The sequence below is a fragment of the Escherichia sp. MAL-1 genome, assembly GCF_052948035.1.
Genome location: NZ_CM129609.1, coordinates 950,106 through 970,477, shown reverse-complemented (window position 1 = coordinate 970,477; position 20,372 = coordinate 950,106). Strand labels below are relative to the sequence as shown.

Genomic DNA, 20,372 nt, shown 5'->3' with positions numbered 1-20,372 from the left:
GGCTTAGCACATATGCTTTGCCGTCATCTTTATCTTTGCGTCTCTTGTTGCAACAATATCCGCCGTAAATCCCGCCATTCGGCTTCGTCCATGCTGTCGGCTGCCAGCCATAAATGTTGCCGTTTACCGCCATCAGAACGTAAACGCAGCATCATGCCGCTCTTAATCATCCACGGTGCTTTGACGATGCTCCACTCCTGCCCTTGCCAACGCAAACGCCCGTCCATCAACAAGCGAATTTCCCCCTGGCGAGCATTAATACGCCGCTGGCTGCGAACGCAATCAAACACCACCAGCGAAAGTAACACCATCCATAACGGGGTGTAACTGAGCGGCCAGGGCATGAGTAAAATAACAGCGGCAACCAGCCCATGAATCAGCAAGGAAAGCCACTGTGCGCGCCAGGAGACGCGCAAATCAGATTGCCACAGGACCACGTTCCCGGTTCCGTGTCTGGATGAGTCGGACCATCATTTCCAGTTCTGCATCGGCCGGTTTACCGTGATTCATCAGCCAGTTAAACAGGTCCGGATCGTCACATTCCAGCAGACGAATAAAGATGCGTTTTTCGTCATCGCTTAAGCTGTCATACTCATGTTCGAAAAACGGCATGATTGAAATATCGAGTTCGCGCATACCACGGCGGCATGCCCAATGAATGCGGGCTTTGTTGTTAATGTCCATCGTCTTCCTGTCTCACGAAAATCCAGTACCCCGCTATTGTAACGTGTTTTTCGACTTCTTTTACGGGAATATCAGTAAACACAATCGCGATCGCGAAATTAATTCACAACAATTCAAGGGCTTCATTTTTTTGGAAGTCGCCTCGCAGAAGGCACAGATCGCGTAGTGAAAGCACTTGCATTGCCTCATAGCTCTTTTACCATTAGTCATTAATACGCCGTTAAGCAACTCAGGACTCTATTATGGCTTTTACACCTTTTCCGCCCCGTCAGCCTACGGCTTCTGCCCGTTTGCCACTGACACTGATGACGCTTGATGACTGGGCGCTTGCCACCATTACTGGCGCGGACAGCGAAAAATATATGCAGGGTCAGGTGACAGCAGACGTTAGCCAAATGACAGAAGATCAGCACCTGCTGGCCGCCCATTGCGACGCCAAAGGTAAAATGTGGAGCAATTTACGTCTGTTCCGCGACGGCGATGGCTTTGCGTGGATTGAACGGCGCAGCGTGCGTGAACCGCAGCTGACTGAACTGAAAAAATATGCGGTATTCTCTAAAGTGACCATCGCGCCAGACGACGAGCGTGTGCTGCTTGGTGTTGCCGGTTTTCAGGCGCGCGCCGCGCTGGCAAACCTCTTTAGTGTATTACCTTCGAAGGAAAAGCAGGTTATCAGAGAAGATGCGACTACCCTGCTATGGTTTGAACATCCGGCAGAACGTTTCCTGATCGTAACCGATGAAGCTACTGCCAATATGCTGACCGATAAACTGCGCGGTGAAGCGGAACTGAACAATAGCCAACAGTGGCTGGCATTAAACATTGAAGCTGGTTTCCCGGTGATTGATGCCGCCAACAGCGGGCAGTTTATCCCACAGGCGACCAACCTCCAGGCGCTGGGCGGTATCAGCTTTAAGAAAGGCTGCTATACCGGACAAGAGATGGTGGCGCGAGCAAAATTCCGTGGTGCCAACAAACGCGCGCTCTGGTTGCTGACAGGTAGTGCCAGCCGACTGCCGGAAGCTGGTGAAGACTTAGAGCTGAAAATGGGCGAGAACTGGCGTCGCACCGGTACGGTGCTGGCTGCGGTAAAACTGGAAGATGGCCAGGTCGTGGTACAAGTCGTCATGAATAACGATATGGAACCGGACAGCATCTTCCGCGTACGCGACGATGCGAATACATTGCATATCGAGCCGCTGCCGTATTCGCTCGAAGAGTAAATCTCTTTATCGCATCAGGCATTTATCGCCTGATGCGACGCTGACTCGTCTTATCATGCCTGGGATTTGATACCTTTATCACAACAGGGGCGAGGCCCGTAAGTCGGATAAGGCGTTCACGCCGCATCCGGCGGTTGCGCTCCGATGCCTGATGCGACGCTGACGCGTCTTATCATGCCTACAAAGGCACACCCATTACGCCTGCCCAATATACAAATAGATCGCCAGAAAGTGGCACACACTACCGCCGAGCACGAAGCCGTGCCAGATGGCATGGTTGTATGGAATGCGTTTGCAGACGTAGAAAATCACCCCGAGCGAATAAACCACGCCGCCTACCGCCAGTAAGGTAACGCTGCCCGCCGCGAGCTTAACTGCCATTTCATAAATTACCACCAGCGACAGCCAGCCCATCGCCAGATAGGTCACCAGAGATAAAATTTTGAATCGGTGCGCGATGGTCAGTTTAAACAGAATACCCAGCAATGCCAGGCTCCAGATAACAATCATCAACCCGCGCGCTAACGGAGAATCCAGCCCCACCAGCAAAAACGGCGTGTAGGTTCCGGCAATCAACAGGTAAATAGCGCAATGGTCAAATTTCTTCAGCCACATTTTTGCCCGTTGATGAGGAATGGCGTGATAGAGCGTCGAAGCGAGGAACAGCAGGATCATACTGCCGCCATAGAGGCTGTAGCTGGTTATCGCTGTGGCGCTGGCATTAAGATCCACCGCCTGAACCAGTAGCAACACCAGCCCAACGATACCAAACACCAACCCAATGCCGTGACTGACGCTGTTGGCTATTTCCTCTGCCAGTGAATATCCCTGCTTAATGAGGGGCTTCTGAACCATAACTTACTCCGGAGAAACGTACACGCACATGTATACCTCTCCAGCGTAACTGAGAATAGTTCCAGTGAACACCTGTTAGCTAAAATAAATTCTGATTTGAGACTAATCTCCTAAAAATCATGAAATTAAATGCGAAATTTCAACTAACAGGCGTGAGTTCAATTTAAAGACATTTAAATTCAATCACATAAAATTGTGTCTGACCGGGATAGATGTCAGCAATGACTTTTTTCAGTTCAGTCAGGGTCATATTTTCCTGCTCTGCATGTTTTTCCGTCAGCGTATCCAGCGTTACGGTTGAGGTTGCGGTGACTTCAATCGTGCAAAAATAACCGTCATCTTCAAAACGTCCGACACGAAGCACATCACCCGTTTTGAAGTGCGATTCAGACTCGTCGCGGATGGTGATGGTTTTACGCCCAGCCAGAATGTCATCCTGGAAACGTTGAAAAAAAGTGATGTCGTTTGGCTGCATGGTACTATTTCCTGTAAGAATTGACTCATCTGGAGCCTATGATAGTGAAAAAACTCACCTTACCGAAAGATTTCTTATGGGGCGGCGCAGTTGCCGCTCATCAGGTCGAAGGCGGCTGGAACAAAGGCGGAAAAGGGCCGAGCATTTGTGACGTTCTGACCGGTGGCGCACACGGCGTGCCGCGCGAAATCACCAAAGAAGTCTTGCCAGGAAAATACTATCCAAACCATGAAGCCGTTGATTTTTATGGTCACTATAAGGAAGACATCAAGCTATTTGCCGAAATGGGCTTCAAATGTTTTCGTACATCCATTGCCTGGACGCGCATTTTTCCAAAAGGCGATGAAGCTCAGCCAAACGAAGAAGGGCTGAAGTTCTACGATGATATGTTCGATGAACTGCTGAAATACAACATCGAACCGGTGATCACCCTCTCCCACTTTGAAATGCCGCTGCATCTGGTGCAGCAATACGGTAGCTGGACCAACCGTAAAGTGGTTGATTTCTTTGTACGTTTCGCGGAAGTGGTATTTGAACGCTATAAGCACAAAGTCAAATACTGGATGACCTTCAACGAAATTAACAACCAGCGTAACTGGCGTGCACCGCTGTTCGGTTACTGCTGCTCCGGCGTGGTGTATACCGAGCATGAAAACCCGGAAGAGACGATGTATCAGGTGCTGCATCACCAGTTTGTCGCCAGCGCCCTGGCGGTGAAAGCTGCGCGTCGCATTAACCCGGAGATGAAAGTCGGCTGTATGCTGGCGATGGTGCCGCTCTATCCTTACTCCTGTAACCCGGACGATGTGATGTTCGCTCAGGAGTCGATGCGCGAACGCTACGTCTTTACCGATGTGCAGCTACGCGGCTATTACCCGTCCTATGTGTTGAACGAGTGGGAGCGTCGCGGATTTAACATCAAAATGGAAGACGGCGATCTGGATGTGCTGCGTGAAGGCACCTGCGATTATCTTGGTTTCAGCTATTACATGACCAATGCAGTGAAGGCCGAAGGCGGCACCGGCGATGCGATCTCTGGTTTTGAAGGCAGCGTACCAAACCCGTATGTTAAAGCATCTGACTGGGGCTGGCAGATTGATCCAGTAGGTCTGCGCTATGCACTTTGCGAACTGTATGAGCGTTATCAGAGGCCGCTGTTTATTGTCGAAAACGGTTTTGGCGCTTACGACAAAGTGGAAGAAGATGGCAGCATCAACGACGACTACCGCATTGACTACCTGCGCGCCCATATCGAAGAGATGAAAAAAGCGGTGACTTACGATGGCGTGGATCTGATGGGCTACACACCGTGGGGCTGCATCGACTGCGTGTCGTTCACCACCGGGCAGTACAGCAAACGCTACGGCTTTATCTATGTGAATAAACATGACGACGGTACTGGCGATATGTCGCGTTCACGTAAGAAGAGCTTTAACTGGTACAAAGAGGTGATTGCCAGCAACGGCGAGAAGCTTTAAGTCGATGAAGTACCGGATGCAATACTTGTTGCATCCGGTCAGACAACTTCCCTGTTTTATTTCCCGCCCGCCAAATCGATAAAACTTCCCGTGACGTAAGAGGCTTTATCACTTAGTAGCCAGACAATGGCCTGCGCGACCTCTTCTGCCTGTCCACCACGCTGCATGGGGATGTTCGACTTAACGCGATCGACGCGTCCAGGCTCGCCGCCGCTGGCGTGCATTTCGGTATAAATAAACCCTGGCCGCACGCAGTTAACGCGGATCCCCTGCGCGGCGACTTCCAGCGATAGTCCGGTGGTTAACGTATCAATCGCCCCTTTCGATGCCGCGTAATCAACATATTCCCCTGGCGAACCCAACCGTGAGGCCACCGAAGAGACATTGACGATAGCGCCGCCACTGCCACCATTTTTAAGCGCCATGCGTTTTACCGCCTCGCGGCAGCAGAGAAAATATCCCGTCACGTTGGTGGAAAGTACTCGGTTGATTCGCTCTGCGGTAAGGTTTTCAACGGTGCACTGGGTAAACAAGATCCCGGCGTTATTGACCAGCGCTGCTAGCGGTTCATCGTGCTGATCGATTGCTGTAAACATCGCAACGACCTGGTTTTCGTCGCTGATATCCGCCTGGAGCACGAATGCTTTGCCACCGGCTTGCGTTATTAAGTTCATCACTTCCTGCGCCGCGTGGAGGTTTTGCTGATAATTAACCGCCACCGTATACCCTTCTTGCGCCAACAGTAATGCAGTTGCCCGCCCGATGCCGCGACTGCCACCGGTCACAAGTGCTATAGCCATTTGTTTTTCCGAGAAAAATTAATTCGTTGACGTATCTTTGAGATTGCTAACAAACTGGCTCAATCTTCAATGTTGGCACGCTTTTCCCCTCGCCCTTTCAGGGAGAGGGCCGGGGTGAGGGTAAATATTCGCGCCAGTGCCGGCCTGTTCCCCTCACCCTAACCCTCTCCCCAAAGGGGTGAGGGGACTGTCTGAGCGCTTTTGTACTTTGTCATCTGACTAAAAAGGCGCCGAAGCGCCTTTAGAAGATAGTCGAATCAGTGAATTACTGGTATTCGCTAATCGGTACGCAGGAGCAGAACAGGTTACGGTCGCCGTAAACATCATCCAGACGTTTCACCGTCGGCCAGTATTTGTCTGCCACACCTGCCGGGAATACTGCAACTTCACGGCTGTACGGATGCGCCCACTCGGCGACCAGTTCGTTCTGAATGTGCGGCGCGTTCACCAGCGGGTTATCTTCCAGCGGCCAGACACCGGCTTTCACCTGGTCAATTTCTGCGCGGATAGCCAGCATCGCGTCGATAAAGCGATCCAGTTCCACTTTGCTTTCAGATTCAGTCGGTTCAACCATCAGCGTACCCGCCACCGGGAACGACATCGTCGGCGCGTGGAAACCGTAGTCGATCAGGCGCTTGGCAATATCCAGCTCGCTGATGCCGGTTTCTTCTTTCAGCGGGCGAATATCGAGAATACATTCGTGCGCCACGCGACCGTCGCGACCGGTATACAGCACCGGGAAGGTATCCTGCAGGCGGCTGGCAATATAGTTGGCGTTAAGAATTGCCACCTGGCTTGCTTTTTTCAGCCCTTCTGCGCCCATCATGCGGATGTACATCCAGCTGATTGGCAGGATAGAGGCGCTACCGAACGGTGCCGCAGAAACCGCGCCCTGACGGGTTAACATGCCTTCGATTTGCACCACGCTATGACCCGGTACAAACGGTGCCAGATGCGCTTTCACGCCGATCGGTCCCATACCCGGACCACCACCGCCGTGCGGAATGCAGAAAGTTTTATGCAGGTTAAGGTGTGAAACGTCTGCGCCAATAAAGCCCGGTGAGGTGATGCCAACCTGGGCGTTCATGTTCGCGCCATCAAGGTAAACCTGACCGCCGAACTGATGCACGACTTCACACACTTCACGGATCGTTTCTTCATACACGCCGTGGGTAGAAGGATAAGTCACCATGATACAGGAGAGGTTATCGCCCGCCTGTTCCGCTTTCGCGCGCAGATCAGTCAGATCGATGTTGCCGTTTTTATCACACGCCACAACCACCACCTGCATTCCTGCCATATGTGCAGAAGCGGGGTTAGTTCCGTGCGCAGAAGCCGGGATCAGGCAGATATCGCGATGCCCTTCGTTGCGGCTTTCATGATAATGACGAATCGCCAGCAGGCCCGCGTATTCGCCCTGTGCGCCAGAGTTCGGCTGCATACAAACGGCGTCGTAACCGGTCAGTTTCACCAGCCAGTCAGCCAGCTGCGCAATCATCTGCTGATAACCTTCGGCCTGCTCCGGCGGGCAGAACGGGTGCAGTTCGGCAAATTCCGGCCAGGTGATTGGGATCATCTCGGCGGCGGCGTTCAGTTTCATGGTGCAGGAACCCAGCGGGATCATCGCCTGATTCAGCGCCAGATCTTTACGCTCCAGCGAGTGCATATAGCGCATCATTTCGGTTTCGCTGTGGTAGCGATTAAACACCGGATGGGTGAGGATTTCGTCGTCGCGCAGCATCGCAGGTTGAATAGAGCGGCTGTCGTGAGCCACGTCTTTGTCCAGCGTGTCGATGTCCAGGCCGTGGTTATCGCCCAGCAGCACGTTGAAAAGCTGCATTACGTTTTCACGCGTGGTGGTTTCATCAAGGGTGATCCCAACCGCGTTCAGAATATCGCTACGCAGGTTGATTTCAGCCGCTTCGGCACGCGTCAGTACGCCCGCTTTGTCGGCCACTTCCACACACAAGGTGTCGAAATAGTGCGCATGGCGCAGCTTCAGACCTTTTTGTTGCAGGCCTGCCGCCAGGATATCGGTCAGACGGTGAATGCGGTTAGCGATACGTTTCAGGCCAACCGGGCCGTGATAAACGGCATACAGGCTGGCGATGTTTGCCAGCAGTACCTGGGAAGTACAAATGTTGGAGTTCGCTTTCTCACGACGAATATGTTGCTCGCGAGTCTGCATCGCCATGCGCAGAGCGGTGTTGCCAGCTGCATCTTTCGATACACCGATAATACGGCCCGGCATTGAGCGTTTGTATTCATCTTTCGCCGCAAAGAATGCCGCGTGTGGGCCACCGTAGCCCATCGGCACGCCGAAGCGTTGCGCCGAACCAAAAACAATATCCGCGCCCTGTTTACCCGGCGCAGTTAACAGCACCAGCGCCATAATATCGGCGGCAACGCTGACCACAATTTTGCGTGATTTCAGTTCGCTAATAAGCGCAGTGTAGTCGTGAATTTCACCGGTAGTGCCTACCTGCTGTAACAGCACGCCGAAGACGTCCTGATGGTCGAGCACTTTTTGCGCGTCATCGACAATCACTTCAAAACCAAAGGTTTCGGCACGAGTACGGACCACATCCAGCGTTTGCGGATGCACATCGGAAGCCACGAAGAAGCGGTTGGCATTTTTCAGTTTGCTGACGCGTTTCGCCATCGCCATTGCTTCGGCGGCAGCGGTGGCCTCGTCCAGAAGAGAAGCAGAGGCCATATCCAGCCCGGTTAAATCCAGCGTTACCTGCTGGAAGTTGAGCAGTGCTTCAAGGCGGCCCTGGGAGACTTCAGGTTGATACGGAGTATACGCGGTATACCAGCCCGGATTTTCCAGCATGTTACGCAGGATAACCGGCGGTAGCTGCACGGCGGTGTAACCCATGCCGATGTAAGACGTGAAGCGTTTATTGCGACTGGCAATAGCCTTGAGTTCCGCCAGCGCGGCGTATTCGGTCGCCGGTGCGCCAACCTGCGGCGGGGTCGCAAGCTGAATATCTTTCGGTACAATCTGGCCGGTCAGCGCGTTTAACGATTGTGCGCCAACGGCATTCAGCATTTCTTGCTGTTGCGCGGCGTCCGGTCCGATATGGCGTTCAATAAAAGCGCCGCTGTTTTCAAGCTGGCTTAACGTCTGTGTCATGAGCGATGGTTCCTGAAACGTGCAGTGAATTGTGAACCTCTCTCCTTACGAAGAGAGTGAGGGTGAGGCGTAAATTTCCTCACCCTGATCCTCTCCCGCAGAAGAGGAATAAAGCCGTTACTCGTCTTCTAACAATGCTTCGTATGTGGTCGCATCCAGCAGTGATTCCAGTTCGCTTTCATCGCTGGCTTTGATTTTAAAGATCCAGCCACCTGCATACGGTTCGCTGTTCACCAGTTCCGGGGAATCGCTCAGTGCGTCGTTTACCGCCACGATTTCACCGCTTACTGGCGCATAAATGTCTGACGCCGCTTTTACTGATTCGGCAACCGCGCAGTCATCGCCCGCGCTAACCGTTGCGCCCACTTCCGGCAGGTCAACAAACACCATATCGCCTAACAGCTCCTGAGCATGTTCGGTAATACCAACGGTGTAAGTGCCGTCGGCTTCTTTACGCAGCCATTCGTGTTCTTTGCTGTATTTCAGTTCTGCTGGTACGTTGCTCATCAATCAATCTCCAAAAAAGTAAATCACGCGACGGCTTTGCCGTTACGCACAAAAACAGGTTTTGTCACTTTAACCGGCATTTCACGGTTGCGAATTTGCACAATCGCCGTTTCGCCAATACCTTCCGGCACGCGCGCCAGCGCAATGCTGTAACCCAGCGTCGGGGAGAAAGTACCGCTGGTGATAATGCCTTCATGCTGGTTGCCCTGCGCATCGGTAAAGCGTACCGGCAGTTCATTACGCAGCACGCCTTTTTCGGTCATCACCAGACCAACCAGTTTTTCTGTACCATGCTCACGCTGCACTTCCAGGGCTTCACGACCGATAAAGTCACGATCTGCCGGTTCCCAGGCGATAGTCCAGCCCATGTTGGCGGCTAAAGGAGAGATGGTTTCGTCCATCTCCTGACCATAAAGATTCATGCCCGCTTCCAGACGCAGCGTGTCACGCGCGCCCAAGCCACATGGCTTAACACCCGCTTCCACCAGCGCACGCCAGAAATCGGCCGCTTTTTCATTGGGCAGCGCAATTTCATAGCCCACTTCACCGGTATAACCAGTGGTGGCAATAAACAGATCGCCCGCCTGCACGCCAAAGAACGGTTTCATCCCTTCCACCGCCTGACGCTGGGCGTCATTAAACAGTGTGGCAGCTTTTGCCTGCGCATTCGGCCCTTGCACGGCAATCATGGAAAGGTCATCACGAACGGTAATTTCGATGCCGAAAGGTTCAGCGTGTTGGGTAATCCAGGAGAGGTCTTTTTCGCGGGTGGCGGAGTTAACAACGAGGCGGAAGAAATCTTCAGTAAAGTAGTAGACGATGAGGTCATCTATCACACCGCCAGAGGCATTCAACATCCCCGAGTAAAGGGCTTTGCCGCTTTTGGTGAGCTTCGCCACATCGTTCGCCAGCAGATAACGCAGAAACTCCCGGGTGCGGCTGCCGCGAAGATCGACGATGGTCATATGTGACACATCAAACATTCCGGCATCGGTACGTACCGCATGATGTTCGTCGATTTGCGAACCGTAATGCAGCGGCATCATCCAGCCGTGGAAATCCACCATGCGAGCGCCGCAAAGCGTGTGTTGTTCGTACAAAGGAGTCTGTTGTGCCATCTTGTCCTCATTGAATAAGCGGGGCTGACAACTTTTCATGGTGAAATTATCACCACGAAACCCAGCATCGGAGCCACTCCCGGTCCCCAACGCAATCGTTCTCTTTTGCCTGAACTTACCACCGAAACAGACTGTTAACCATAAGGTAAAATTGATCATCACATTAGCTTATGGTTAAAAAACGCCAAAATCGCGACAGAATAAAAAACCAAAAAACACACCAGTTTCTATATAAAGATGATGCCATTAGAAAGCTAATTTGAATAAGGCAATATTAAGAGCTAAAAAAATGTCAAAAAACACTAAATCAAAAAATAATGACATTAGAAAATATAATGCGAAAACGGAGGTGAAATTAGTTTATTTCAAATGAGGAAAATCTCCCGGCGAAAAAACCGGGAGATGAAAGTGTGATGGGTATCAAATAAACAGCAGAAGAGAAATTTTTAACGCAGCCATTCAGGCAAATCGTTTAATCCCATTGCCTGGCGGATAAGTTGTGGTTTAACGCCAGGAAGCGTGTCGGCCAGTTTCAAACCAATATCACGCAGCAGTTTTTTCGCCGGATTGGTACCGGAAAACAGATCGCGGAATCCCTGCATACCAGCCAGCATCAGCGCCGCACTGTGCTTGCGGCTACGCTCATACCGGCGCAGGTAAATGTACTGCCCGATGTCTTTCCCCTGACGATGCAACCGTTTCAGTTCAGCAATCAGCTCTGCAGCATCCATAAAGCCGAGATTTACTCCCTGCCCCGCCAGCGGGTGAATGGTATGCGCGGCGTCGCCCACCAGCACCAGACGGTGCGCGGCAAACTGGCGCGCATAACGCCCCGTCAGTGGGAACACCTGACGCGCGCTCTCAACCTTGCATAAGCCCAGGCGATTATCAAAAGCGATATTTAACGCGCGATTAAATTCATCTTCACTTGCCTGCTGCATCCGCTGCGCTTCCTCTGGCGACAGTGACCAGACAATTGAGCAAAGATGCGGATCGCTAAGCGGTAAAAAGGCCAGAATGCCTTCGCCATGGAAAACCTGCCGCGCCACCGCATCATGCGGTTCTTCCGTGCGAATGGTCGCTACCAGCGCGTGATGCTGATAATCCCAGAAAGTCAGCGGAATATCTGCTTTGTTGCGCAACCAGGAATTAGCACCGTCCGCGCCAATCACCAGACGCGCCGTTAACATGCTGCCATCTTTCAGCGTCAGGAAAGTTTCATTTTCTCCCCAGGCGACCTGCTGTAATTCTGCGGGGGCCAACAGAGTGATATCTGACGACTGCTGCGCTTTGTTCCACAGCGCGTAGTGAATCACTGAGTTTTCAACGATATGCCCAAGATGGCTATAGCCCATGCTTTGATCGTCAAACGAAATGTGACCAAAACTGTCTTTGTCCCACACTTCCATACCGTGATAACAACTGGCCCTACGAGAGAGAATGTCCTGCCAGACGCCAAGACGGGTGAGTAATTTTTCGCTGGCGGCATTGATAGCCGAAACGCGCAGTTGTGGTGGTGCATCCGCCGCCAGAGGTTCCGGTACGCGCTGCTCCAGTACGGCAACGCGTAAGCCGCTCCCCTGTAAGCCGCAGGCAACCGCCAGCCCCACCATGCCGCCACCAACAATGGCTACATCAACACTTTGCATTGTTTATTCCTTAAAACCGCCTTCAACGCGCCACCCAACCGAGGGTGCGCTGCGCCAGCACATCGCGTGCCGGGGTGAATAATTCCATCGTCATCAGTCCTATGTTGCGCCCGACAACCAGCGGTGCCCAACGGTTGGCAAAAAGATGTACCAGGCTGTCCGTGACGCCGATGGTTGCTTCGCGATCGCTCTGTCGACGCTGCTGATAACGGCACAATACGCCGTAATCCCCCATGTCTTCTCCGCGCTCCTGCGCCTGAGTCAGGGTTTCCGCAAGACTCATCACATCTCGCATACCGAGGTTGAACCCTTGCCCGGCAATCGGGTGCAGGGTTTGCGCCGCATTGCCCACCAGCACGGTACGATGGGTAATAGCTCTGGCGGCGCGGGTTAACGCCAGCGGATAAGCACTGCGTTTACCGGCGTGGGTAATTTTTCCAAGTCGCCAGCCAAAGGCCGACTGGAGCTCACGGCAAAACTTCTCGTCACTCCACGACAGCACCTCTTCGCGCCGTTCCAGTGGATGACACCAGACCAGCGAACAGCGTCCGTCAGACATCGGCAACATCGCCAGCGGGCCATGTTGCGTGAAGCGTTCAAAAGCGCGGCCTTCGTGCGCAACAGAAGTAGCAACGTTGGCAATCACTGCCAGTTGTTCGTAAGGCTCCTGCTGCCAGTCAACGCCGCACGCGGTGGCTAACGCTGAATGGGTGCCATCAGCGGCTACCAGCACGCGGCCCGTCAGCGTCTCGCCACTCTCCAGCGTCACTTCAACGTGACTCTGAGTACGGGCAACGTTAGCCACGCGATCAGGGCAATGCAGCGTTACGCCAGGTGCTTTACGCAGCAATGCAAACAGCCGTTGCCCGACATTGTGCAATTCGACAACCTGTCCCAGCGCCGCCAGTTGGTAATCTTCTGCGGCGAGGGTGACAAATCCAGCGTGACCACGATCGCTGACATGCACGGTGGTGATGGCAGTTGCGCAATCCGCCAGAGATTGCCAGACGCCGATGCGCGCCAGTTGCTGACAGGTACCCGCCGCCAGCGCTATCGCTCGTCCATCAAAGCCCGGATGAGCATGTGACTCTGGCGCAGTCGCTTCAATCAAATGTACCGGCAGCGCCCCGTGACTTAACCGGGAAATAGCCAGCGCCAGCGTCGCGCCCGCCATGCCGCCACCGACGATGATTACGCTCATTGCTTTCTCGCAGCAGCCATCAACGCTTCGATTTCTTCCGGCTTTTTCACCACGCTGGCGGTGAGGTTTTCGTTACCGGTTTCGGTAATCACAATGTCGTCTTCAATACGAATGCCGATACCGCGATATTGTTCTGGCACATCCGCATCCGGCGCGATATACAGACCAGGCTCTACGGTCAGTACCATCCCCGGTTCCAGAATGCGCGAGCGATCCTGACCATAAACGCCAACGTCATGGACATCCAGTCCTAACCAGTGGCTAAGGCCATGCATAAAGAAAGGACGATGGGCGTTCTGAGCGATCAGTTCATCAACATCACCTTTCAGGATGCCGAGTTTTACCAGGCCGCTAACCATGATGCGCACCACTTCACCAGTGACTTCCAGAATGGAAGTTCCCGGACGATACAGGCGCAGGCTGGTTTCGAGAGACTCCAGCACAATGTCGTAGATTTCACGCTGGGCCTGGGTGAATTTGCCGTTGACCGGGAAGGTGCGGGTAATATCGCCAGCGTAACCTTTGTATTCGCAACCCGCGTCAATCAACACCAGGTCGCCGTCGCGCATTTCACACTCGTTTTCGGTGTAGTGCAGAATGCAGCCGTTTTCACCGCTGCCGACAATGGTGTTATAGGACGGATAGCGCGCACCGTGGCGGTTAAATTCGTGGTGAATTTCGCCTTCCAGATGGTACTCGAACATTCCCGGACGGCATTTTTCCATCGCCCGGGTATGTGCCATGGCGGTGATTTCTCCCGCGCGGCGGAGTACGGCAATCTCTTCTGGCGATTTGAACAGGCGCATTTCATGAACAACAGGACGCCAGTCGATCATCGTTGCCGGTGCGGTGAGATTTTGCCGCGAACCTTTACGCAGTTTTTCCAGCGCACTGTTCACGATTTCATCAGCATATGCATATTCGCCCTGGGCATGGTAAACCACATCCAGGCCGTTAAGTAGTTGATAAAGTTGCTGATTGATTTCGCTGAATGCCAGTGCGCGGTCAACGCCCAGTTTCTCTGGCGCGGCATCCTGGCCTAAGCGACGGCCAAACCAGATCTCCGCCGTCAGGTCGCGAACGCGGTTAAACAGAACGCTGTGGTTATGAGTGTCATCGCTTTTAATCAGCACCAGCACCGCTTCCGGTTCGTTAAAGCCGGTGAAGTACCAGAAGTCACTGTTCTGACGATAGGGGTATTCGCTGTCGGCGCTACGTGTTACTTCTGGTGCAGCAAAAATCAGCGCGGCGCTGCCGGGTTGCATTTGCTCCACCAGGGCCTGACGGCGACGCTGAAACTCTTGCCGGGATATCTCACTCATAACACTCTCCTTACGTTTTTTGTTTTTAGTGTAGAGTCGGTTTTTGTACTTCTGGCGCGGTCGGTTGCGGATGAGTAAAGGTGTCGTGGCATAACAGCGCGGCAACACGAACGTATTCGATGATCTCTTCAAGCGACATTTCAAGCTCTTCCTGATCTTCGTCTTCGTCGTAACCCAGTTGCGCAATGTTACGCAGATCGTCGATAGCTTCACCGGTTTCGCCGGTCACTTTATCCAGCTTCGGTTGCGTAACGCCAAGACCAAGCAGGAAGTGATTGACCCAACCTGCCAATGCATCAGCCCGATCGAAAACGCTGACATCATCGCCATCAGGCAGATAAAGCTGAAAAAGGAAGCCGTCATCCTGCAGGGCATCGCTGGTGGCAGAGTGCATTTTACGCAGTGCCTGTGCCAGCTCATGACCGAAAGCCATGCCTTCGTTCGTCAGGTCGTGAAGTAGCGGTAGCCATGAGCTGTCATCGTTACCGCCACATATCATCCCGCTGATTAAACCATGCATCTCAGCTGGGGTCAGACCCGTCCCTTGTTGGTTCAGATACTGGTTCATTTCGTTGTAACCAGGCATTTCGTTCTGTATAGACATAAGCATTCGTCGTCAAAGGGAGGAATATTCATGATATGCTACCACTTTGGGCCCTGGTGGACCAGAAAAGGGCTTGTCTCTTCTCATCAGGGTAGCTATAGTGTCGCCCCTTCGCAGACCATGGGTCTAAAGACGAAGGCAGCGCAGTCAATCAGCAGGAAGGTGGCATGTCTGCACAACCCGTCGATATCCAAATTTTTGGCCGTTCACTGCGTGTGAACTGCCCGCCTGACCAAAGGGATGCGTTGAATCAGGCAGCGGACGATCTGAACCAACGGTTGCAAGATCTGAAAGAACGCACTAGAGTCACAAATACTGAACAGTTGGTCTTCATTGCCGCATTGAATATCAGCTATGAGTTAGCGCAAGAAAAAGCGAAGACTCGTGACTACGCGGCAAGTATGGAACAGCGTATTCGGATGCTGCAGCAGACCATAGAACAAGCGTTACTTGAACAAGGTCGCATCACCGAAAAAACTAACCAAAACTTTGAATGACACTTTTCGGTTTACTGTGGTAGAGTAACCGTGAAGACAAAATTTCTCTGAGATGTTCGCAAGCGGGCCAGTCCCCTGAGCCGATATTTCATACCACAAGAATGTGGCGCTCCGCGGTTGGTGAGCATGCTCGGTCCGTCCGAGAAGCCTTAAAACTGCGACGACACATTCACCTTGAACCAAGGGTTCAAGGGTTACAGCCTGCGGCGGCATCTCGGAGATTCCCTTCTTATCTGGCACCAGCCATGACGCAACTACCAGAACTCCCACTGATATTATCCCGACAAGAAATCCGCAAAATGATTCGGCAACGTCGTCGTGCGTTAACGCCGGAACAACAGCAGGAAATGGGTCAACAAGCCGCTACCCGGATGATGACTTATCCCCCGGTGGTGATGGCACATACGGTCGCTGTATTCCTCTCTTTTGATGGCGAACTCGACACCCAGCCACTCATAGAACAACTCTGGCGCGCCGGTAAGCGCGTATATCTTCCAGTTTTGCATCCCTTTAGTGCCGGTAATTTGCTGTTCCTGAATTACCATCCGCAAAGCGAACTGGTGATGAACAGGTTGAAGATCCATGAGCCAAAATTGGATGTGCGTGACGTGCTCCCCCTTTCCCGATTAGACGTCCTGATCACCCCCCTGGTCGCCTTTGATGAGTACGGTCAGCGCCTGGGAATGGGCGGAGGTTTTTATGATCGGACCTTACAAAACTGGCAGCACTATAAAATGCAACCGGTGGGTTATGCGCATGATTGTCAGTTGGTGGAAAAACTCCCCGTTGAAGAGTGGGATATCCCACTGCCTGCGGTGGTTACACCGTCGAAAGTCTGGGAGTGGTAAGGGCGACACACCTGCATCGCCCTGATTGACATCGTTGATTCTTTGACCTAATTTAGTGAGTAAGGGTAAGGGAGGATTGCTCCTCCCCTGAGACTGACTGTTAATAAGCGCTGAAACTTATGAGTAACAGTACAATCAGTATGATGACAAGTCGCATCATAACCCTTCTCCTTCAAGCCCTCGCTTCGGTGAGGGCTTTACCGTTACAGCCCCATGCTGCCCTGCCATCGTAAATCCCCATTAAATAAACACAACGCATTGATCTGACTTTGATTTATTTTCTGGAGCAGACTCGCAAAGTAGAATGCGCAACGCGGCAACGGTGTGGAGAAGGGATAAAAAAACGGGCAAGTCAGTGACCTGCCCGTTGATTTTCAGAGAAGGGGAATTAGTACAGCAGACGGGCGCGAATGGTACCCGGAATAGCTTTCATTGCCTGCAGCGCTTTTTCGGCAACGTCTTCGTCGGCTTCAATATCAATAACTACATAACCCATCTGGGCGGAAGTTTGCAGATATTGCGCGGCGATGTTGACGCCCTGCTCGGCAAAAATTTTGTTGAGCGCAGTTAGCACGCCCGGACGGTTTTCGTGGATGTGCATCAGACGACGCCCACCGTGCAGTGGCAGCGAGACTTCCGGGAAGTTCACCGCAGAGAGCGTTGAGCCATTGTCAGAATACTTGATCAATTTACCCGCAACTTCCAGGCCGATATTCTCCTGCGCTTCCTGAGTCGAACCGCCAATGTGTGGCGTCAGAAGGACGTTGTCGAATTCACACAGCGGAGAGGTAAATGGATCGCTATTGGTCGCCGGTTCCGTCGGGAATACGTCGATTGCCGCCCCCGCCAGATGTTTGCTCGCCAGCGCATCACACAGCGCCGGAATATCCACCACAGTACCGCGCGAAGCATTAATCAGCAGCGAGCCGGGCTTCATTAGTGAAATTTCTTTCGCGCCCATCATATTTTTGGTGGACGGATTCTCTGGTACATGCAGACTCACCACATCGCTCATATTCAGCAGGTCAGAAAGATGCTGTACCTGAGTGGCGTTGCCCAGCGGCAGTTTATTTTCAATATCATAAAAGTAAACATACATTCCCAGCGATTCAGCCAGAATGCCCAATTGCGTACCAATATGACCGTAGCCGATGATACCCAGCTTTTTGCCGCGCGCTTCAAAAGAACCCGCCGCCAGTTTGTTCCACACGCCACGGTGTGCTTTAGCATTGGCTTCCGGCACGCCGCGCAATAGCAGCAGCAGTTCGCCAATCACCAGCTCCGCAACAGAGCGCGTATTTGAGAACGGTGCGTTAAATACCGGGATCCCGCGCTTTGCCGCCGCATCCAGATCAACCTGGTTTGTTCCGATACAGAAACAGCCAATAGCGACCAGTTTTTCTGCGGCGTTGATCACGTCTTCAGTCAGATGGGTACGGGATCGCAGGCCGATGAAGTGGGCATCGCGGATGGATTCTTTTAATTGTTCATCATCCAGCGCGCCTTTGTGAAATTCGATGTTGGTGTAACCAGCTGCACGAAGGCTTTCCAGCGCCTTTTGGTGCACGCCTTCTACCAGCAGAAACTTAATCTTGTCTTTCTCCAGCGATACCTTTGCCATTTACCCAATCCTGTCTTTTGAAATGTTGTGTGCGGATTTGCGTCCGCCTTTCAACATATCAAAAAATAATATTGCGGCAATATGAACGTTTGCGTCGCGATGTTGAGGAAATATCACGCAAAGGTAATTCTTGGATGAATATGCTGGTTTAGAAGATTTATTTAGAGCAATCAACAATAGCCAGGTAAAAACGTGACACATGTCACCAAATTTAATGAAGAGAATTTTTTTAACGGGGGAGGTTCCCCCGTCAGATCATTTCACAATGGTTTTGACACCGTCAGGTGTGCCAATCAGCGCAACGTCCGCGCCACGGTTAGCAAACAAGCCAACAGTCACCACGCCAGGAATCGCATTTATGGCGTTTTCCATCGCTATCGGGTCAAGGATTTCCATGCCGTGGACGTCGAGGATCACGTTGCCATTATCGGTCACCACGCCCTGACGGTATTCCGGACGACCGCCCAGTTTCACCAGCTGGCGCGCCACTGCACTACGTGCCATCGGGATAACTTCTACTGGCAGCGGGAATTTACCCAGAATATCAACCTGCTTGGAAGCGTCTGCAATACAGATAAATTTTTCTGCAACCGAAGCAATGATTTTTTCACGGGTCAGCGCCGCGCCGCCGCCTTTGATCATTTGCATGTGGCCGTTGATTTCATCTGCGCCATCAACGTAGATGCCAAGGCTGTCGACTTCGTTGAGATCAAAAACGTGAATGCCGAGGCTTTTCAGTTTTTCAGTGGAAGCATCTGAACTGGAAACGGCCCCTTCAATCTGGCCTTTCATTGTACCGAGCGCGTCAATAAAGTGTGCGGCGGTGGAACCTGTACCTACACCAACAATGGTGCCGGGCTGAACATACTGAAGTGCCGCCCATCCTACTGCTTTTTTCAATTCATCCTGCGTCATGATCGTTTCGCCTGTGGTATGAAATTTCACACGCATTATATACAAAAAAAGCGATTCAGACCCCGTTGGCAAGCCGCGTGGTTAACTCATCCATAAAATATCGCGCAATGGCAGGCATCCCCTTTCGCCCCGCAAATAAGGCATGCAACAATCTGGGTATGCCGCTCCACGGAGCAAACAGGCGCACCAGTTCACCGTTCACAAGCCCCTGTTTACAGGCAAATTGAGGCAATAACGCCACGCCATTCAACACAACCAGGGCGCGAACTCGCTGAGCGAAATGCATTAGCGCAAATCCCTGATCTTTTAAGCTGCGCGTTTAACCACGAATACAAATGTTACCCGCCGACGGCTTCGGTATATGCAACCTGACACAAAATTGTGTCATAGTGCAGGAAAAAGCATTTACCAGGAGCAGACAACAGCAATGAAACGCCCGGACTACAGAACATTACAGGCACTGGATGCGGTGATACGTGAACGAGGATTTGAGCGCGCGGCACAAAAGCTGTGCATTACACAATCAGCCGTCTCACAGCGCATTAAGCAACTGGAAAATATGTTCGGGCAGCCGCTGTTGGTGCGTACCGTACCGCCGCGCCCGACGGAACAAGGGCAAAAACTGCTGGCACTGCTGCGCCAGGTGGAGTTGCTGGAAGAAGAGTGGCTGGGCGATGAACAAACCGGTTCGACTCCGCTGCTGCTTTCACTGGCGGTCAACGCCGACAGTCTGGCGACGTGGTTGCTTCCTGCACTGGCTCCTGTGTTGGCTGATTCGCCTATCCGCCTCAACTTGCAGGTAGAAGATGAAACCCGCACTCAGGAACGTCTGCGCCGCGGCGAAGTGGTCGGCGCGGTGAGTATTCAACATCAGGCGCTGCCGAGTTGTCTTGTCGATAAACTTGGTGCGCTCGACTATCTGTTCGTCAGCTCAAAACCCTTTGCCGAAAAATATTTCCCTAACGGCGTAACGCGTTCGGCATTACTGAAAGCGCCAGTGGTCGCGTTTGACCATCTTGACGATATGCACCAGGCCTTTTTGCAGCAAAACTTCGATCTGCCTCCAGGCAGCGTGCCCTGCCATATCGTTAATTCTTCAGAAGCGTTCGTACAACTTGCTCGCCAGGGCACCACCTGCTGTATGATCCCGCACCTGCAAATCGAGAAAGAGCTGGCCAGCGGTGAACTGATTGACTTAACGCCTGGGCTATTTCAACGACGGATGCTCTACTGGCACCGCTTTGCTCCTGAAAGCCGCATGATGCGTAAAGTCACTGATGCGTTACTCGATTATGGTCACAAAGTCCTTCGTCAGGATTAATCCATCAAATAATGCCTGATAGCACATATCAGGCGTTGTCCTCACTTCTTTTTGTATTCCTTGAATCACATCACAAAATAGACAAATCTCAGGCGGCAAAAAACGACGTCTGAAT

The 20,372-nt window shown here is 52.4% G+C and carries 22 protein-coding genes and 1 other RNA gene; 7 read left to right on the top strand and 16 right to left on the bottom strand.

Annotated features, from left to right (window positions below):
• Window positions 1-29: 29 nt before the first annotated feature.
• Entirely contained in the window at window positions 30-437 is a 408-nt protein-coding gene (locus ACU8XX_RS04800; protein WP_000244777.1) for a protein YgfX, read from the bottom strand.
• Window positions 418-684 (bottom strand): FAD assembly factor SdhE, encoded by a 267-nt coding sequence (gene sdhE, locus ACU8XX_RS04795; RefSeq protein ID WP_000354046.1) that lies wholly within the window; start codon window positions 682-684, stop codon window positions 418-420. The genes ACU8XX_RS04800 and sdhE overlap by 20 nt, the downstream gene beginning before the upstream one ends.
• Window positions 685-926: 242 nt before the next feature.
• Here sdhE and ygfZ point away from each other — a divergent pair, with 242 nt between their 5' ends.
• On the top strand, window positions 927-1,907 hold the full coding sequence (ygfZ, locus tag ACU8XX_RS04790) for a tRNA-modifying protein YgfZ (RefSeq protein ID WP_000886083.1): 981 nt from the start codon (window positions 927-929) through the stop codon (window positions 1,905-1,907).
• 195 nt (window positions 1,908-2,102) lie between these two features.
• Here the strand turns inward: ygfZ and trhA are convergent, their stop codons facing one another.
• Both trhA and yqfB read right to left on the bottom strand, forming a co-directional pair.
• A complete protein-coding gene (trhA, locus tag ACU8XX_RS04785; protein WP_000250274.1) occupies window positions 2,103-2,762 on the bottom strand; it encodes a PAQR family membrane homeostasis protein TrhA in 660 nt (219 codons plus the stop codon).
• Between the two features lie 163 nt (window positions 2,763-2,925).
• Window positions 2,926-3,237, bottom strand: a complete 312-nt coding sequence (yqfB, locus tag ACU8XX_RS04780; RefSeq protein WP_001182957.1) for a N(4)-acetylcytidine aminohydrolase — start codon at window positions 3,235-3,237, stop codon at window positions 2,926-2,928.
• A gap of 44 nt (window positions 3,238-3,281) precedes the next feature.
• Here yqfB and bglA point away from each other — a divergent pair, with 44 nt between their 5' ends.
• Window positions 3,282-4,715 (top strand): 6-phospho-beta-glucosidase BglA, encoded by a 1,434-nt coding sequence (gene bglA / locus ACU8XX_RS04775; RefSeq protein ID WP_001336277.1) that lies wholly within the window; start codon window positions 3,282-3,284, stop codon window positions 4,713-4,715.
• Between the two features lie 56 nt (window positions 4,716-4,771).
• On the opposite strand, the gene ACU8XX_RS04770 is transcribed toward bglA, so the two are convergent.
• From ACU8XX_RS04770 to gcvT, 4 genes are all read right to left on the bottom strand, one after another.
• Window positions 4,772-5,515 (bottom strand): SDR family oxidoreductase, encoded by a 744-nt coding sequence (locus tag ACU8XX_RS04770; protein WP_000951964.1) that lies wholly within the window; start codon window positions 5,513-5,515, stop codon window positions 4,772-4,774.
• A gap of 265 nt (window positions 5,516-5,780) precedes the next feature.
• Window positions 5,781-8,654, bottom strand: a complete 2,874-nt coding sequence (gene gcvP / locus ACU8XX_RS04765; protein WP_240765369.1) for an aminomethyl-transferring glycine dehydrogenase — start codon at window positions 8,652-8,654, stop codon at window positions 5,781-5,783.
• A 117-nt stretch (window positions 8,655-8,771) separates the two neighbouring features.
• Entirely contained in the window at window positions 8,772-9,161 is a 390-nt protein-coding gene (gene gcvH / locus ACU8XX_RS04760) for a glycine cleavage system protein GcvH (RefSeq protein ID WP_001338825.1), read from the bottom strand.
• Between the two features lie 23 nt (window positions 9,162-9,184).
• Window positions 9,185-10,279, bottom strand: coding sequence for a glycine cleavage system aminomethyltransferase GcvT (gene gcvT / locus ACU8XX_RS04755; RefSeq protein WP_060773221.1), 1,095 nt, complete (start codon window positions 10,277-10,279; stop codon window positions 9,185-9,187).
• A gap of 289 nt (window positions 10,280-10,568) precedes the next feature.
• Between gcvT and ACU8XX_RS04750 the strand changes: the two genes are divergently transcribed.
• Window positions 10,569-10,652, top strand: a complete 84-nt coding sequence (locus ACU8XX_RS04750) for a hypothetical protein (RefSeq protein WP_122056850.1) — start codon at window positions 10,569-10,571, stop codon at window positions 10,650-10,652.
• Between the two features lie 73 nt (window positions 10,653-10,725).
• On the opposite strand, the gene ubiI is transcribed toward ACU8XX_RS04750, so the two are convergent.
• From ubiI to ygfB, 4 genes are read right to left on the bottom strand one after another with little or no spacing between them, the layout of a single operon-like run.
• Complete coding sequence (gene ubiI, locus ACU8XX_RS04745) at window positions 10,726-11,928, bottom strand: FAD-dependent 2-octaprenylphenol hydroxylase (RefSeq protein WP_001192185.1); 1,203 nt, start codon at window positions 11,926-11,928, stop codon at window positions 10,726-10,728.
• Between the two features lie 22 nt (window positions 11,929-11,950).
• Window positions 11,951-13,129 (bottom strand): 2-octaprenyl-6-methoxyphenyl hydroxylase, encoded by a 1,179-nt coding sequence (gene ubiH, locus ACU8XX_RS04740; protein ID WP_000111199.1) that lies wholly within the window; start codon window positions 13,127-13,129, stop codon window positions 11,951-11,953.
• Window positions 13,126-14,451 carry a Xaa-Pro aminopeptidase gene (gene pepP, locus ACU8XX_RS04735; protein ID WP_001290123.1) on the bottom strand — a complete coding sequence of 442 codons (1,326 nt, stop codon included), beginning with the start codon at window positions 14,449-14,451 and terminating at the stop codon, window positions 13,126-13,128. Before pepP ends, ubiH begins: the two co-directional genes overlap by 4 nt.
• Before the next feature lie 25 nt (window positions 14,452-14,476).
• The gene (ygfB, locus tag ACU8XX_RS04730) at window positions 14,477-15,055 is read right to left on the bottom strand and encodes a UPF0149 family protein YgfB (RefSeq protein ID WP_001295378.1); all 579 of its coding nucleotides are present in this window, start codon (window positions 15,053-15,055) and stop codon (window positions 14,477-14,479) included.
• Window positions 15,056-15,222: 167 nt separating this feature from the next.
• Between ygfB and zapA the strand changes: the two genes are divergently transcribed.
• From zapA to ACU8XX_RS04715, 3 genes are all read left to right on the top strand, one after another.
• Window positions 15,223-15,552, top strand: coding sequence for a cell division protein ZapA (zapA, locus tag ACU8XX_RS04725; RefSeq protein WP_001276008.1), 330 nt, complete (start codon window positions 15,223-15,225; stop codon window positions 15,550-15,552).
• Between the two features lie 41 nt (window positions 15,553-15,593).
• A non-coding RNA gene (ssrS, locus tag ACU8XX_RS04720) (6S RNA) lies at window positions 15,594-15,777 on the top strand.
• A gap of 20 nt (window positions 15,778-15,797) precedes the next feature.
• Window positions 15,798-16,400, top strand: a complete 603-nt coding sequence (locus tag ACU8XX_RS04715; RefSeq protein WP_000192742.1) for a 5-formyltetrahydrofolate cyclo-ligase — start codon at window positions 15,798-15,800, stop codon at window positions 16,398-16,400.
• A gap of 100 nt (window positions 16,401-16,500) precedes the next feature.
• Here the strand turns inward: ACU8XX_RS04715 and ibsC are convergent, their stop codons facing one another.
• The 4 genes from ibsC to ACU8XX_RS04695 form a co-directional block, all read right to left on the bottom strand.
• A complete protein-coding gene (gene ibsC / locus ACU8XX_RS04710) occupies window positions 16,501-16,560 on the bottom strand; it encodes a type I toxin-antitoxin system toxin IbsC (RefSeq protein WP_010723220.1) in 60 nt (19 codons plus the stop codon).
• A 228-nt stretch (window positions 16,561-16,788) separates the two neighbouring features.
• Window positions 16,789-18,021 carry a phosphoglycerate dehydrogenase gene (serA, locus tag ACU8XX_RS04705; RefSeq protein ID WP_001151604.1) on the bottom strand — a complete coding sequence of 411 codons (1,233 nt, stop codon included), beginning with the start codon at window positions 18,019-18,021 and terminating at the stop codon, window positions 16,789-16,791.
• A 255-nt stretch (window positions 18,022-18,276) separates the two neighbouring features.
• Complete coding sequence (gene rpiA, locus ACU8XX_RS04700; RefSeq protein ID WP_000189743.1) at window positions 18,277-18,936, bottom strand: ribose-5-phosphate isomerase RpiA; 660 nt, start codon at window positions 18,934-18,936, stop codon at window positions 18,277-18,279.
• A 55-nt stretch (window positions 18,937-18,991) separates the two neighbouring features.
• Complete coding sequence (locus ACU8XX_RS04695) at window positions 18,992-19,222, bottom strand: hypothetical protein (RefSeq protein WP_001322018.1); 231 nt, start codon at window positions 19,220-19,222, stop codon at window positions 18,992-18,994.
• 141 nt (window positions 19,223-19,363) lie between these two features.
• Here ACU8XX_RS04695 and argP point away from each other — a divergent pair, with 141 nt between their 5' ends.
• Window positions 19,364-20,257, top strand: coding sequence for a DNA-binding transcriptional regulator ArgP (gene argP, locus ACU8XX_RS04690; RefSeq protein WP_000828351.1), 894 nt, complete (start codon window positions 19,364-19,366; stop codon window positions 20,255-20,257).
• Window positions 20,258-20,372: the final 115 nt, after the last annotated feature.

Bases quoted from the DNA above. Each gene is read 5' to 3' on its own strand.
- sdhE (WP_000354046.1), bottom strand. From the start codon at position 684: ATGGACATTAACAACAAAGCCCGCATTCATTGGGCATGCCGCCGTGGT.
- ygfZ (WP_000886083.1), top strand. From the start codon at position 927: ATGGCTTTTACACCTTTTCCGCCCCGTCAGCCTACGGCTTCTGCCCGT.
- trhA (WP_000250274.1), bottom strand. From the start codon at position 2,762: ATGGTTCAGAAGCCCCTCATTAAGCAGGGATATTCACTGGCAGAGGAA.
- yqfB (WP_001182957.1), bottom strand. From the start codon at position 3,237: ATGCAGCCAAACGACATCACTTTTTTTCAACGTTTCCAGGATGACATT.
- ACU8XX_RS04770 (WP_000951964.1), bottom strand. From the start codon at position 5,515: ATGGCTATAGCACTTGTGACCGGTGGCAGTCGCGGCATCGGGCGGGCA.
- gcvP (WP_240765369.1), bottom strand. From the start codon at position 8,654: ATGACACAGACGTTAAGCCAGCTTGAAAACAGCGGCGCTTTTATTGAA.
- gcvH (WP_001338825.1), bottom strand. From the start codon at position 9,161: ATGAGCAACGTACCAGCAGAACTGAAATACAGCAAAGAACACGAATGG.
- gcvT (WP_060773221.1), bottom strand. From the start codon at position 10,279: ATGGCACAACAGACTCCTTTGTACGAACAACACACGCTTTGCGGCGCT.
- ACU8XX_RS04750 (WP_122056850.1), top strand. From the start codon at position 10,569: ATGTCAAAAAACACTAAATCAAAAAATAATGACATTAGAAAATATAAT.
- ubiI (WP_001192185.1), bottom strand. From the start codon at position 11,928: ATGCAAAGTGTTGATGTAGCCATTGTTGGTGGCGGCATGGTGGGGCTG.
- ubiH (WP_000111199.1), bottom strand. From the start codon at position 13,129: ATGAGCGTAATCATCGTCGGTGGCGGCATGGCGGGCGCGACGCTGGCG.
- pepP (WP_001290123.1), bottom strand. From the start codon at position 14,451: ATGAGTGAGATATCCCGGCAAGAGTTTCAGCGTCGCCGTCAGGCCCTG.
- ygfB (WP_001295378.1), bottom strand. From the start codon at position 15,055: ATGTCTATACAGAACGAAATGCCTGGTTACAACGAAATGAACCAGTAT.
- zapA (WP_001276008.1), top strand. From the start codon at position 15,223: ATGTCTGCACAACCCGTCGATATCCAAATTTTTGGCCGTTCACTGCGT.
- ACU8XX_RS04715 (WP_000192742.1), top strand. From the start codon at position 15,798: ATGACGCAACTACCAGAACTCCCACTGATATTATCCCGACAAGAAATC.
- serA (WP_001151604.1), bottom strand. From the start codon at position 18,021: ATGGCAAAGGTATCGCTGGAGAAAGACAAGATTAAGTTTCTGCTGGTA.
- rpiA (WP_000189743.1), bottom strand. From the start codon at position 18,936: ATGACGCAGGATGAATTGAAAAAAGCAGTAGGATGGGCGGCACTTCAG.
- ACU8XX_RS04695 (WP_001322018.1), bottom strand. From the start codon at position 19,222: ATGCATTTCGCTCAGCGAGTTCGCGCCCTGGTTGTGTTGAATGGCGTG.
- argP (WP_000828351.1), top strand. From the start codon at position 19,364: ATGAAACGCCCGGACTACAGAACATTACAGGCACTGGATGCGGTGATA.